The organism is Chitinophaga hostae (assembly GCF_018224885.1).
GTDB classification, from domain to species: Bacteria; Bacteroidota; Bacteroidia; order Chitinophagales; family Chitinophagaceae; genus Chitinophaga; species Chitinophaga hostae.
Window position 1 is genome coordinate 240,961 of record NZ_JAGTXB010000008.1, and the last position, 14,472, is coordinate 255,432.

The following is a 14,472-nucleotide window of genomic DNA, read 5'->3' on the forward strand; positions in this document are numbered from 1 at the left end:
TTAATGAGTGTTAAAATTTTTCGTTTATACTACGAGTTTATATCCGCGGGCGCGGACATTGATGATCTGGATATTATTATCGAAGCGCAGGTATTTGCGCAGCCGGGTAATATATACATCCATATTACGGGCATTAAAAAAACTGTCGTCGCCCCACAGGTCCAGGAGCATGTCTTTCCGGGGAGTGATGTTATTCAGGTTGTCCGCCAGCATTTTCAGAATATCTGCTTCCCGCTGGGATAAGCGCTGCACACCACTTCCATGATGCAGTTCGAGGCGGTTATGATCAAACACATATTCGCCGAGGCGAAGGTGACCGGCAACAGGCGACGGCTCCTGCATCACCATGGTTCTTTTCAGCAGGGCATGTATACGGAGTATCAGTTCCTCCATGCTGAATGGTTTTTTAATATAGTCATCAGCGCCCGCGCGGAAGCCTTTCAGCACATCCTGTATTTCCCCTTTGGCAGTAAGAAATATAAGCGGTGTTTGGGTGTCGGTTATCCTGATCTCCTGTACCAGTGTAATACCATCTTTCTTTGGCATCATTACATCTATCACGCATACATCCGGGCGGAAACGGCGGTATAACTCCAACCCCTGTACGCCGTTAAAGGCTTTAACCACCTCAAAACCTTTCATCTCCAGCGTTTCTGCTACAACGCCGGCGAGTATTTCCTCATCTTCCACCAATAACAATCGTATCGGCTGACTCATAATTTCCTTAATTGTATGGTAAAAACGGTTCCTTTTCCCGGCGCACTCTCTACGCTGATAGTGCCATTCAAACGCTCTACCAGGTTCTTTACATGACTAAGGCCCAGCCCATGCCCTTTCACTTCATGGATATCCCCGTGAGGTACGCGATAGAATTTATCAAAGATAAAGGGCAGATGTTGTTTATCAATTCCTACTCCCTGATCTTTTATGAAGAAGAGGTAATGCTGGTCGCTTTCCCTCACCTGGAAAGTGATTCGTTTTTCTGCCGTAACAGTATATTTGATGGCATTATCCAGCAGATTGGAAAAAATTGTTTTTAAAGCAGCCGGATAGGTATGCAGCTGGTCGTTAGTAACCCGGATATCCAGCGCAACAGCTACGCCAGGCAGACCTAAAAACCGCTGCGTAACAGATTTCAGCAAGGCTGCCAGGGATACCATTTCTCCCGCACCGGCCAACTCATCATCTCCATGTTCCAGTCTTGTGAGCGCCATGATATTGTCTACCAGTTCCTGAAGTTTACGGATTTCATCCTGGTCGAGGCGAAGATAACGTTCGGTTTTTTCCGGATCATTCATACCGCCGAAAGACAGTAGCGCCTCGTTGGTGGCGCTCAAAATGGCTACGGGTGTTTTCAGCTCGTGGGTAATATTGCTGATAAAATCGTTCTTCATCACTTCCAGCCGCTTCTGTCTTACAATTATCCGCCATAGTACCCAGATACATCCGATGATAAGCAATACCAGGAAAAAGGAAAGAATAATAGGCCAGAGGATTTTGAGCAGCAACAGGTTATTGATGCCATCGAACCGCACCATCAGTATTGCGGGCTTATTGTGTTTTATTACAGGCAAGGTGACTATTCCGGGAATATTTTCCCGCCGGCTGCCGGGTGATGACAGAGATATCTTAAACGGCAATGTGATTTGCCTGTTCTTCAATTCCTTCTCATAATTAACTGCCAGCTGTGCGGTATCTATTTCTACCAGGTTAGACAATGAAAAGATATTGGCCACCAGCTTGGTCAGGTCCAGGCCACTCTCCTCCGGTTTAATTTCCCTTTCTATCAGTGTATCTCTTCTTTTAAAGGCGCTTTCACCAACAACCTTTGAAGTGATCTTAAAACCAGATGGAATTTTGCCCTCCTTCATTATTGAGTCTAACAATGATCTATCCGCTTCGACGATGCTTACGCTGCTGTTTACCTGGACTTTTCCTGCGTTGTCATGCTTACCTGCAGCACTCATCCCTTTTATGGATTCCATCAATGTTACATCATGGGCTTTCTGCAGGGCATCTGTAGCTATTTGCCGGAAACTCACTTCCTGGCTGAGCCAGGAGGTGTGCAGCCAATATAGCTGAAATGCCAGTACTGCCAACGCCGTGGGTATTACAATCCACCAAATGCGCCTGATAATCGTATCCATATGGCAAATGTAAGTGAAGCCCGGTACCAGTCAAAAGATTATTAACACTCATTAACACTTTTGCAGGACCTGTTAACAGTTAAGATTGCTCTTCCTTTAGCGTGGTCGTTAAAGGGCTATCCCGATATTAGTTCCCTTACTGATGTTATCGGGCGCAAATGATTTCCGGTATTGCAATGGTGTGATGTTCTTTACTTTCAAAAATTGTTTGTGGAAATTGGCGTGCGTGTTATACCCGCTTTCGTAGCAAATATCCGAGATTGGTTTATTGGTATCTATTAAGAGGCTGCAGGCATATTCAATGCGCACTTCATTTAAAAAATCAATATAGGTTTTCTTCGTGCTGCGCTTAAAATTAGCGCAAAAGGCCGGCACACTCACACAGGCAATTTTGGCAACATCTGCCAGCGTAATCTGATCCCGGAATGAAGTAATCGTGAACTGGAAGATTTTGTCGATCAGCGCCATATCCTTCTGATTAAATGCGTTGGCCTGTTGCGTGGAAACCGTCTGGTATTCCTTTGCGGTGGCGATGGTAAACAGGATTTCCAATAACAGCAGGATACGCCGGATACCGCTGCTGTATTGCAATTCATTAATGAAACCAGCCAGCTGCTGCCTGCTGCCGCCTTGTATTTTTAAACCCAGCATGGACGTTTCCAGCAAGGTTTTAAGCGCCCGGTTTTCTGGTATATGAACAAATTCGGCGCCCCAAAAGTCTTCCCGGAATTGAATAACTACGGCACTCGTCACCTGGTCGCCTGTTTTTTGAAAGGTATGCGGCAGGTTGGATCCCAGGAAATAAATATCGCCCGTTTCAAATTCACCCACATGATTGCCGATAAAGCTGATGCCTGAACCTTCTGTAAATAAGATCAACTCGTATTCCACATGCTGATGCCAGCCTACTTCAAAATTAGGCGTGCGAAATGTTCTTGCCACAAAAGAACTGGCTTCATCAGGTGGCAGGCGTTGAATAAATGGCTTCATAATTCCGGTTGATGCTGCTAAAAGTAAACATTTTTATCTATAAAATCGTTTTTACACCTATTCAACATTAATATAGTTTATTTTTTAAATAAAAAAGTAGAGCGTCATATGTATGAACATACTTAATTTAGGAGATTAAATCCACCACTCATGCGCGCTGATCATCCCGGGCTACCGGTTACCGTGGCATATGCCAATACACCGGCTGCAGATAAAACTTTTATCTCCCTGGTAAGCTTTGTTGCTGCGTTGGGAGGATTGCTGTTTGGCTTCGACACGGCCATTATTTCGGGAACGATTCCTTATATCAGCAGTTATTTCCAACTCAATGAATACATGCTGGGCTGGTCGGTTAGTTCTATTCTTATCGGGTGTGCATTGGGCGCTATGCTTGCAGGTATCATGGCCGACAGGTATGGCCGGCGTATCAGTCTGATGATTTGCGCTGTACTATTTGCCGTTTCCGGTATCGGCGCCGGCTTGTCGGACCAGCTGTACCTGTTCATCATTTTCCGCCTGACAGGCGGACTTGGCGTAGGTGCGGCGGCCATGGTATCGCCCATGTATATCGCAGAAATAGCGCCACCCAAATGGCGGGGCCGCCTGGTGGCATTTTACCAGATGGCTATTGTAATAGGTATCCTGCTGGCTTATTTTTCCAATTACCTGTTTGATGGATTGGGGGTTAACAACTGGCGATGGATGTTTGCCTCCCAGGCGGCACCGTCCCTCCTATTTTTACTGTTACTGCTGGCCGTACCCGAAACTCCCCGCTGGTTAATCATGAAAGGAAGAAAAGGAGAAGCAGAAAAAATATTAAAAAAAATTTCAGGTAATATACCGGTAGAAAAAGCCGTCGGCGAAATTGAAGAAAGCTTTCAACATGCGGATAAGGTATCGATAAAGCAACTGTTTAGTAAAACATATCTGCCGGTACTGGTGATAGGGATCATGGTGGCCATATTTCAGCAGGTAACCGGCATCAACTCCATTATCTACTATGCACCGGTTATTTTTAAAGAAACGGGGCTTGACAGCTCCTCTTCACTGATGCAAACCATTATTATCGGTGCAGTGAATGTAGTGGCCACCTTCGGCGCCATTTTGCTGGTAGATATTATCGGCCGGAAGAAATTATTGCTGACCGGCTGCGTGCTGATGGGTGTTTCACTGGTAGCCGTGGGTTTTTGTTTTCATTATAAATATTTCGATAACTATATCGTGCTCATTTTTATGTTGCTCTATGTTGCGGCCTTTGGTTGTACCCTGGGAGCAGTAGTGTGGGTATATCTCTCTGAAATATTTCCCAACCGGGTCCGGAGTCTTGCCCTATCCATAGCTACACTGGCTTTATGGCTGGCAGATTTTGCGGTAACGCTTACCTTCCCGGTGATGACCAAACAAATGGGAACTGCCAGCACCATGTTTGTGTATGCAATATTTTGTGCGGCAGCCTTTTTGTATATGCTGCTGAAAGTAAAAGAGACCAAGGGAAAATCCCTGGAAGAAATTGAATCTTTATTCATTGCCGAAATAAAATAAAATCAGGCCACGTTATGAAAATACTCAAACTGATCCCGCTGTTAGCTTTCCCTGTTGTATTAAAAGCGCAGATCGCTGCCGTTGATGCAGGAAAGGGCACAGCAAATAATACTGTTACAGATATTGTGGTAGCCTTTAAAATGCATGTTGACATAGGGTATACAGACTGGGCAGAAGCAGTGCTGCAGAAATACGCAGGTCCCATGCTGGAAAAAACTTTAAACTCAATTGACCAAACCGCTTCATTGCCTAAGAGCGAACAATTTGTATGGACGATTCCCGCATGGCCTTTACAATACATGCTGGATAATTGTACTCCCCAGAATAAAGTACGGCTGGAAAAAGCCATTAAAGAAAAACGCATCATCCCGCACGCGTTGCCTTTTACGGTGGAAACCGAGTCAAGCGACATGGAAAATCTCACGCGGGGGCTGTCATTTGCAGATAATATCAACCGCAGGTTCGGCTTAGCGCCCGCCCGTGATGCCAAGTTCACCGATGTGCCAGAGCATTCGTGGGTGATTCCCACTTTGTTAAAAAACGCGGGGGTGGACATGCTGCATATTGGTTGTAATCCCGGTTCATCCTCGCCCGATGTACCCACCTTATTCTGGTGGCAAGGGCCAGATGGATCAAAGCTGCTAACCTTCTATTGGGCGCAGTATTATGGGTCCGGAATTTTACCTCCAAAAAACTGGCCGCACAAAACATGGCTGGCAATGATTCATACGCACGAAAACACCGGTGCGCCCGATCCAAAAGATGTAGCAGCCTTAATAAAAGAAGCAAAAGAGAAAATGCCCAATGTGCGTATACACATCGGGAGAATCTCGGACTTCTATGATTTGCTGATGAAGGAACATCCAACATTACCGGTTATAAAAGGTGATATGCCCGATACATGGATCCATGGCTTTATGTCGATGCCGGAAGAAGTGAAAACAAATAAAGTTTTCCAACGTGAAGCCTATGTGGCAGAACAACTGAATACCCATATGAATTTATGGAAAGGTAAAGATGTTTCTATTGACCGGTATATAGATAAAGCGGCAGAAAATATGCTGCTGTTTGATGAGCATACCTTTGGCGGAGCCATTTCACACGGGCATCAGCTGTTCTGGAAATATGATGATGAATTTAAAATTAATAAGGCCGCCGGCAATTATTATTTCCTGGAAAAATCCTGGGAAGAAAAATCGGCCTATACAAAAGTGGCAGAAAAAACTGTGTGGCCATTAAAACGGAACCTTCTTTTTGAATTAGTAAAATCCGTACAGGATAAATCACCACACGTTACCGTTTACAACTCTCTGCCATGGGCAAGAAGCGGGCGCGTAACACTGTTTCAGAGCTATTATGAAAATCCGTCACATCCGGTACCTCCTATTACTGCGCTGAAGGATATTGAAACAGGAAAGATCATACCGGTACACCAGGATCATAACCTGCTTACTTTTGATGCCAACGACATTCCTGCCGGCGGATATAAGACCTTTGTTGTTTCAGCCGGGACCAGCGACAACTCTTCCACGCTTTCCGCCAACGAAGAGAACAGGATCATTGAGAATAAGTATTTTAAACTAGTCCTGAATGCTGCTACCGGAACATTGCAATCCGTCTTTGATAAGCAAAACAACCGTGAACTGGTAAATGCTCACAGCCAATACGCTTTCGGCGAATATGTTTATGAGCAACTCGGACAGGAAAACATAACTTCTTACAACAAAAATTATATAAAGCCTGGAAACGAAGACTGGGCGGGTCAGGAGTTTATCAGGTTAAAAGACCAGGTAACGAATCAACAGCGTGTAAGGTTTACCGGGAAATGCGATAAAATAGACTGGCTCAAAAATAAAAGTATGATACGTGCCACGGCCATGTGCCAGCTAAACGACAGCAGCGCACAACGATACCTGGTTAGTTATACGCTTTACGAGAACCAACCTTATATAGAAATAACAGTTGGGTTGGATGGAAAGAAACCTGTAGCCAACCCGGAGGTGGGTTGGATAGCTTTTCCTTTTGCCTTAAACCAACCGGAGTACCGGTTATTGCGCACCGGTGGCATTGTAGACCCTCAGAAAGACCTGGTGAACAACACCAATCACGACTTTTATTTCCTCAACACGGCCATGGCCATGTACGATAAAGATGGTGGCATTGGGTTGAATTGTCCGCATACACCAGGCGTAAGTATTGACCAACCGGGGATAGGTGTTTATTCCAGAACAAAAACACTTTCAACGGGCACCGTTTTTTCCAACCTGTACAACAATGTTTGGGGTACAAATTTTACAGAATGGGTGGAGGGATCGCATGCCGCTAAATTCTACATCTGGAGTTATAAAAACTACGATGCGGAGTCTTCCTTCATTACCCCTGCCGAAGAAACCCGTACGCCGTTGAGTGCGGCCTTTTATGCACCCACTGGCCTTTCGTTTGCCAATAACTATGAAACCCGCGGCGAGCTGCCTAACACGCAGGGCGGGCTTACACTTGACCGCAAGGGTATTTTAGTTACTTCATTCAACAAAAGAGGAGCTGAGGCAACGATTCGTTTTTGGGAAGAAGCAGGTCGTTCAGGAAAATGCAGGGTAACACTTCCAAAGCATGCTTCATTCAAAAAAGCCTACCTGTGCAACCTACGGGGAGAACAGCTGGATAAAAACGGGATCGTCATTTCAAACAATTCCTTTGCATTTGACATCGGTGCTAACCAACCCAGGACCTTTATCCTGAGATAGCGGGTTTAGTATACCTGGCGTAAAAAAGATCTGAAAGAAAGGCTATGGAAGATTTCATACTCATTGCTCAAACAACCGCTCATGACTAAAGAACAAGCTTACGTGAAGCCGGAAGGCATTACCCCGGAAAATATTGCTTTCTATAAAGTATATGGTTACCTGGTGGCGCCGCAGTTATTAAATACGCATGAAATTGATGAACTGAAAAAAGAAACTGCCGCCATTTTCCGTGGTCAGAGAGGGCATGTGGATGGTTTGCTGCCGGTAGCTGCTGCCGAAAGCGATGCGGATGTACTGAAGAAATACGTGGCTATTCATTTCCCTCATAAAATTTCCCCACTGGTTCATCAGTATTTGTTTCATCCCAAAATTGTGGAGGTGCTGACCAATGCGGTTAGCCCGAATGTAAAGTGCATGCAGTCGATGCTGTTTGTAAAAGGTCCTGGCAAAGCGGGTCAGGCCTGGCACCAGGATGAGTTTTATATTCCCACAAGAGATCAATCGCTGATTGGCGTGTGGATTGCAATCGACGATGCCACCATTGAGAATGGCTGTCTGTGGATCATTCCCGGCCGCCCCGGTTACATGATGCCCAGGGTAAAAAATGACAATACCGAATATGCGGATGTGGATACCATTGATGTATCCGGATGTAAAGAAGAGATGATACCGGTGGAAGTAGCCAAAGGTTCGGTAGTATTTTTCAACGGTTATACCTTACACAGCTCCCGCCGGAATAAAACAACCGACTGTTTCCGAACAGCGTTGGTGAATCATTATATGAGTGCGGAGTCGATGCTTCCCTGGGATCAGGATGGAAAGTTACCTGCCACTGAAGACCTCAGGGATATTGTTATGATAGCAGGTGAAGATCCCTATGGGTGGAAAGGAACGATAACAGCCAACCAGCCGTATCTTCGCCCGGAGGTATTACAAATCAAAACCAATTTATAATCTATGGCAGTTAGTTTTTATTGTCCACGTTGGGGAAGCGAACAGTTAAGCTGGGAAACCTTTTGTGAGCGGGTAAGTGGCGAAGGGTATAACGGCTTTGAAGCAGGTATCGCCAATAGCGCTACAGAACAGGAACTGCATGAAATATGGAATACCGCGGAGCGGTACAGGTTACAGGTGATAGCCCAGTTCTACGATAGCGCTACACCTGATTTCCCGAAGCATTTTGATGTGTACAGCGCCTGGCTGGAAAAAATAAAAGCCTATCCCTGTGTAAAAATTGATTCTCAAACGGGCCGGGATATTTTCAGTTTCGAACAAAACCATTCGCTGGTGAAAGCAGCGCTGGCATTTACTGCCGCTTCGGGCGTGCCCGTTATGCACGAAACCCACCGGCATAAGTGCTTATTTGCGGCGCATGTAGCAAAAGAATATCTTCAGAAAATTCCGGAATTACAAATCACGCTCGATGCTTCGCATTGGGTTTGCGTAGGCGAATCCTTCCTGGACGACCAACCTGAGGCGATGCAGCTGGCTATTGAACGTGCAGCACATATTCATGCCAGGGTGGGTTATACGGAAGGGCCGCAAATACCTGATCCCCGTATACCTGAATGGCAGCAGGCCGTGGAAGCACATATTGCCTGGTGGGATAAAATAGTGGCGCGCAATGAAAGCATGACGATTACCTCGGAATTCGGGCCTTATCCTTATATGGTACATTTACCTGGCAATGGCGGCCCGATCAGCAACCAATGGGATATAAATGTGTACATGATGCAGCTGCTGAAAAAGCGGTACCAGTAATGCCTGTATACCTTTGATGGTGCTGGCAACTAAATTGTGTTAATCAGATTTTATTTAATAACGTATGAAGTGTGTCTTTCTTTTTATTATTACTCTCTTCAGCAGCGGCATTTTTGCCCAAAGCAAGCAGACCAGTGCAGCTGCCTTAAAAGGGAAAGAATACCATGTATCTGTTAGCGGAGATGATGCCAACGACGGCACTGCATCCAGACCGTTCAAAACCATCATGGCTGCCGCTAACAAGGCCTTGCCGGGCGATGTGATTACGGTGCATGCCGGTATTTATCGCGAATCGATTGTTCCGCCCCGAGGTGGCAATTCTGATAAAGAACGTATTACTTACCAGGCAGCCAGGGGAGAAAAAGTGTCGATAAAAGGATCTGAAATACTGCGTGGCTGGCAAAAACTGGATAATGATACCTGGGTGGCAAAAGTTCCCAACAGTTTTTTCGGCAGCTTCAACCCCTATCATGAACAGATAAAGGGGGACTGGTTTTATCCTGCAACGAAAGACCGCAAATACCTCCGCGGTGCGGTATACCTCAATGGTGATTGGTTGATGGAAGCCGCGAAGAAAGAAGAGGTGATGAAAGCTGCAGATGAAAAAAATCAAGTCTGGTGGGCCGAGGTGGATTCAACTACTACTACCATTTGGGCGCAATTTAAAAATACCGATCCCAATAAGGAAACGGTGGAGATCAATGTAAGACCCACCGTATTTTACCCTGACAAATTATTTACGAATTTCATTACGGTTCGAGGGTTTACACTGGAACAGGCCGCCACCAACTGGGCGCCTCCTACCGCCGAGCAACCGGGGTTGATAGGCACTAACTGGAGCAGGGGATGGATTATTGAAAACAACACCGTGCAGTATTCCAAATGCGTAGGTATTGCCCTGGGAAAATATGGCGATGCATTTGATAACAAAAACACGGAATCGGCAGAGGGTTACGTGGGCACTATTAACCGTGCATTGGCTTTTGGCTGGAACAAGGCAACCATCGGCGGACACCTGGTGCGTAACAATACCATTGCGTACTGCGAGCAAACCGGTATTGTGGGCAGCATGGGTTGCGCTTTCAGCGTAATAGAAAACAATACCATTCATGATATTCATATCCGTCGACTCTTTAGCGGTGCAGAAATGGCCGGGATAAAATTCCACGGCGCCGTAGATGTGCAAATCAAAAACAATCACATTTACCGCACCAACATGGGCATTTGGCTCGACTGGATGGCGCAGGGCATACAGGTAAAAAACAACCTGATGCATGATAATTCCCTGGATATATTTTTAGAAGTGGATCATGGTCCTATGCTGGTAAGTAACAACGTGTTGCTGTCCGAAACGAGTTTACTGATGAACTCCAGCGGCGCTGCGTTTGTGCATAATATTTTTGGTGGCAAGATGGATGTAGTCAATTATGATGGCCGCTTAACGCCTTATCATCTCCCCCACTCTACTTCTGTTGCCGCTTTGCACGATAACCCGGGAGGCGATATACAATTCATCAACAACCTTTTTGTACGGAAAGCGAATGCCAGCCAGTACAGCAAGGCTTTGTTACCTGTACGCTTTGATGGGAATGTATACACCAAAGGAACTGTAAGGGCAATTTCGGCTGATCAAAAACAGCGGTTTGGTGAAATGGGCACCAATGCCCAGGCACAAATGAAAAAATATAAGGAGCAGCAGGCGACAGAAAAAAATGCGGTAGTACAAAATGAATTTGATGCAGTGGCTGAATTGAAAACGGAAAAAGACGGTATGTACCTGGATATTGTATTCGATAAAAACTGGCTGAGTACCCAACAGCGCAAACTGGTTACCAGCGCTACGTTGGGCCGGGTGATTGTTCCGGATCTGCCATTTGAGAACACCGATGGTACCCCTGTTCAGATCGATACGGATTATTCCGGTAAAAAGAGAAACCCGGCCAATCCGTCACCGGGACCTTTTGAAATTACAACTGGTGGGAAACAGAAAATTAAAGTGTGGTAGCTGCGAGAGAATAAATTCAATATGGGATAGCTGCAGCCATTGCAGCTATTCTTTTTTATTACTTTCTCAATATCTTCTCCATTTTTTTTCCTTTTGCTAATTCATCAATCAACTTATCTAAATACCTGATTTTTTGCATTAGCTTATCTTCGATTTCTTCTACCCTATAGCCGCAGATCAGGCCGGTAATTTTTGATACATTGGGGTTCATCTGCGGTGCATCCGCAAAAAAAGTTTCAAAATCTGTTTTGTTGTCGAGGTGTTGTTGAAATTGCTGTTGATCATATCCCGTCAGCCAAAAAATGATTTCATCTACTTCGGCTGCTGTACGTCCTTTCCTCTCCACTTTCTTAATATAGAGCGGATAAACGCTGGCAAAAGACATTTTGAATATTTTTGTATTATTCATACCGGGTTGTTGTTACAGGATTTTATTATACCAATAGCCACAGTGACAGTGCAACGAATTTACTAAAATAATGGAATCACAGGTATAAGTACGTGCTTTTAAAGTCCCGGTTGTAAATAGCTAAAAATGTCTACCTTTCCCGAAACTACTTATATGTTAGACCCACAGATCAGCGAAAGAATCAATGCCAGTTTTGGCCGGCAAAAGCTCATGCAATTTTATGGCGCCACCATTGAAGGTATCGACAATGGATTTATGGCGATTGCCGTGCCTCCCACCGACTTCCTGTTGCGTACCTCCGGTATTTTTCATGGGGGAGTAATTGCCGCGCTGGCCGATACCGCGGGTGGCTACGCCGCCACCACGCTTTACCCGCAAGATGTTTCCTTCCTGACCATAGAATTTAAAATCAATTTTCTCCGGCAGGCCAAAGGAGAAAAGCTCATCGCGAAAGCCACCGTGATCAAGGGAGGCGCCACTATTACCGTGGTGCAAACTGATCTTTTCATTCTTAACAACGATAAAGAAGCACAAGTGGCCACCTCTTTAATCACCCTTATAAAAGCCAGCAAATAAGTTATGGAAATTCTTAGCATCCCCCCTTTCCTCGAATACTACGATAAAGTAAGGGAACGTACCCTAAGGTTGATTAAAGTAGTTCCCCCGGATCAGCTGGACTGGTCGTACCGGCCCGGAAAATTCAGCATCGGCGACCAGATCAGGCATATTGCCACCATTGAAAGATATATGTTTGCCGAAACCATTGCCGGCCGGAAAAGCGCCTACCAGGGCTGCGGTAAAGACCTGGCTGACGGCTACGATAACGTTGTGACCTTCTTCAACGAACTGCACCAGCAGTCACTCGACATCTTCCGGCAGCTGAGCGATGCGGACCTGCAACGTAAATGCACTACGCCCGGCGGTGTAGAAATGCGCATATGGAAGTGGATGCGTGCCATGGTGGAACATGAAATTCATCATCGTGGCGAACTGTATATTTACCTCAACCTGCTGGATGTAAAAACGCCGCCCATGTATGGGCTTACAGCGGAACAGGTAGCACAAAACAGCACGCCCATAGCAGGAAGCGAAAAAAATCCGGGGAAATAATTGGGAGAATTAAAAAAGGTCATTAAATTAGATTGATAACGGGATGTAGCGCAGCCCGGTAGCGCGCTTCGTTCGGGACGAAGAGGCCGCTGGTTCGAATCCAGTCATCCCGACTTGACAGGGCAAATGAGACCTATGCTCGTTTGTCCTGTTTTTATTTTGGGTAAAATCTTTGTCCAACGCGTATATGAGGCGCGCCGCTTCATTGTGTTGGCGGTAGCTTAGCTATTCAATTTTCACAGCTTGTATTTTATACCCGTTATCATTAATTTCAAAGCCAATTATTTTATTGCTTTTGTCTTTTGTAAATCTTTGTTCCGATCCAGCTATTTCCAACATAAAAAAATCAGTATCAGAAGTAAAATAAATTTTGTATTTCGTTTTACTATCCAACCTTATCATCAAACCTTCTTTCTCCAGGGTAACATTAAGTGTATTTCTATGTAGTTTGTAGTTTCCTGTGTATGATTTCAATATTTCGTTATTTACGGTAACAACTTTTTTAATTTTCGGAGTATAAAAGTCTTTCCAGTTATAAACAGCAGCCAGGGAATTTATTACTTCATATAACAGGCTTCCATTATCGGTATTTGCCATTACTACGGCTCCATTCCCATTTTCCATGCTGCCGTAATATGCGGCAACAAAGCCTTCATCGGAACCATCATGGTTAAAATATTTTTCATTTCCCTTTTTAATAATAAATACTCCTAACGCTGCAGAGCTATCAATATAAGGGGTCAATCTAAGCCTCGTTGTTTCCGGAGAAAGTATTTTATTGCTTTTTCCTTGTAAGGATAGTTGTGTTTCTATAATATATTTAGCTAAATCTGTAGGGTTTGTCCATAGGCCCGCAGCAGCTTGTTCAGGATAAATATGATACTTCCCCTTCACTTCTTTCCCATCATTATAATAACCTGTTGCTAATAAATTTTCTTTATCTGCAGGCGGCGGTTGGGTGTAAAAACTATTGCTCATTCCCATTGGATTTAATACATTGTTCCGCATGTATGTGTCGTACCGTTGCCCTGTTACATCTTGCAATATTAGTTGCGATATGGTTGTTCCCCCACCTGAATATTGAGATTTAAGAGAAGGCTCATACATTGACCGAATCGCTTTACTGTTAGCCGGCTTTTCGCCATTTAAAATTTGTATCAGGGCAGGTATGGTATCTCCTTTTTCATAGCCGTCAAATCCGTGTACTGTTAATCCTGCTGTATGACTTAACAGGTTTGCTATCGTTATTTTTTTTCCTTTTGATAGAGAGTCATAAGGAAATTTCCATGATTTCAAGTAAATATTAATATCTGAATCAAGATTCAGTGTGCCTTCCTGTACTAATTTTAAAATACCAACTCCATTTAATGATTTGCTGATGGAACCTGCCTGGAATAATGTATTTATTGTAACTGGCCGTTGTTCCGCGCTATCTGCCCAACCATATCCTTTTGCCCACTCGATTTTATAATCTTTTATCAATGCGATGCTTACTCCGTTTACATGATTACTTTTCATTCTGTCGGCAAGTGTAAATTGCTGGTTCCCTATTTGCACCCATAAGCCTAAATTGTTTTCGAACTGTTTGATCTTTTTTTCTACTTCTTTAGAATAGGTTGTATTGTTTTGTGCAGATAGATTACTTGTTTGGATACAAATGAATAGAGATAAAAAAAACGATGTAAAAACTTTTGTATGTTTAGTCATAATGATATATTAAGAACTCCTTCGTACATAAGATTATTTAAACGTATAAATGAGTGT

Annotated in this window: 12 protein-coding genes and 1 tRNA gene; 8 read left to right on the forward strand and 5 right to left on the reverse strand. The window is 44.4% G+C overall.

All coding sequences use genetic code 11. The features are described 5' to 3' along the window. Nucleotides 1–24: 24 nt before the first annotated feature. The 3 genes from KE626_RS18085 to KE626_RS18095 form a co-directional block, all read right to left on the reverse strand. Entirely contained in the window at nucleotides 25–717 is a 693-nt protein-coding gene (locus KE626_RS18085; protein ID WP_211974331.1) for a response regulator transcription factor, read from the reverse strand. Next, nucleotides 714–2,147: a sensor histidine kinase gene (locus KE626_RS18090; RefSeq protein WP_211974332.1), complete on the reverse strand. Its 1,434-nt coding sequence runs from the start codon at nucleotides 2,145–2,147 to the stop codon at nucleotides 714–716. Before KE626_RS18090 ends, KE626_RS18085 begins: the two co-directional genes overlap by 4 nt. Before the next feature lie 108 nt (nucleotides 2,148–2,255). Further along, a complete protein-coding gene (locus KE626_RS18095; RefSeq protein ID WP_211974333.1) occupies nucleotides 2,256–3,137 on the reverse strand; it encodes an AraC family transcriptional regulator in 882 nt (293 codons plus the stop codon). 150 nt (nucleotides 3,138–3,287) lie between these two features. On the opposite strand from KE626_RS18095, the gene KE626_RS18100 reads away from it, so the two are divergent. From KE626_RS18100 to KE626_RS18120, 5 genes are all read left to right on the forward strand, one after another. Next, on the forward strand, nucleotides 3,288–4,679 hold the full coding sequence (locus tag KE626_RS18100) for a sugar porter family MFS transporter (RefSeq protein ID WP_211974334.1): 1,392 nt from the start codon (nucleotides 3,288–3,290) through the stop codon (nucleotides 4,677–4,679). A gap of 14 nt (nucleotides 4,680–4,693) precedes the next feature. Next, nucleotides 4,694–7,423: a glycoside hydrolase family 38 N-terminal domain-containing protein gene (locus KE626_RS18105; protein WP_211974335.1), complete on the forward strand. Its 2,730-nt coding sequence runs from the start codon at nucleotides 4,694–4,696 to the stop codon at nucleotides 7,421–7,423. An 81-nt stretch (nucleotides 7,424–7,504) separates the two neighbouring features. Beyond that, a complete protein-coding gene (locus KE626_RS18110; RefSeq protein ID WP_211974336.1) occupies nucleotides 7,505–8,377 on the forward strand; it encodes a phytanoyl-CoA dioxygenase family protein in 873 nt (290 codons plus the stop codon). 3 nt (nucleotides 8,378–8,380) lie between these two features. Beyond that, nucleotides 8,381–9,184, forward strand: coding sequence for a sugar phosphate isomerase/epimerase (locus KE626_RS18115; protein WP_211974337.1), 804 nt, complete (start codon nucleotides 8,381–8,383; stop codon nucleotides 9,182–9,184). A 64-nt stretch (nucleotides 9,185–9,248) separates the two neighbouring features. Continuing rightward, nucleotides 9,249–11,189 (forward strand): right-handed parallel beta-helix repeat-containing protein, encoded by a 1,941-nt coding sequence (locus KE626_RS18120; protein ID WP_211974338.1) that lies wholly within the window; start codon nucleotides 9,249–9,251, stop codon nucleotides 11,187–11,189. A 58-nt stretch (nucleotides 11,190–11,247) separates the two neighbouring features. Here KE626_RS18120 and KE626_RS18125 read toward each other — a convergent pair whose 3' ends face one another. Continuing rightward, nucleotides 11,248–11,598, reverse strand: coding sequence for a DUF2200 domain-containing protein (locus tag KE626_RS18125; protein ID WP_211974339.1), 351 nt, complete (start codon nucleotides 11,596–11,598; stop codon nucleotides 11,248–11,250). Between the two features lie 126 nt (nucleotides 11,599–11,724). Between KE626_RS18125 and KE626_RS18130 the strand changes: the two genes are divergently transcribed. The 3 genes from KE626_RS18130 (at nucleotide 11,725) to KE626_RS18140 (ending at nucleotide 12,821) form a co-directional block, all read left to right on the forward strand. Then, a complete protein-coding gene (locus tag KE626_RS18130; RefSeq protein WP_211974340.1) occupies nucleotides 11,725–12,174 on the forward strand; it encodes a PaaI family thioesterase in 450 nt (149 codons plus the stop codon). A 3-nt stretch (nucleotides 12,175–12,177) separates the two neighbouring features. Next, the gene (locus tag KE626_RS18135; protein WP_211974341.1) at nucleotides 12,178–12,708 is read left to right on the forward strand and encodes a DinB family protein; all 531 of its coding nucleotides are present in this window, start codon (nucleotides 12,178–12,180) and stop codon (nucleotides 12,706–12,708) included. Nucleotides 12,709–12,747: 39 nt separating this feature from the next. Further along, a tRNA-Pro gene (locus tag KE626_RS18140) sits at nucleotides 12,748–12,821 on the forward strand. 112 nt (nucleotides 12,822–12,933) lie between these two features. Here the strand turns inward: KE626_RS18140 and KE626_RS18145 are convergent. Beyond that, complete coding sequence (locus tag KE626_RS18145) at nucleotides 12,934–14,415, reverse strand: serine hydrolase (RefSeq protein WP_211974342.1); 1,482 nt, start codon at nucleotides 14,413–14,415, stop codon at nucleotides 12,934–12,936. Between the last annotated feature and the right edge of the window lie 57 nt (nucleotides 14,416–14,472).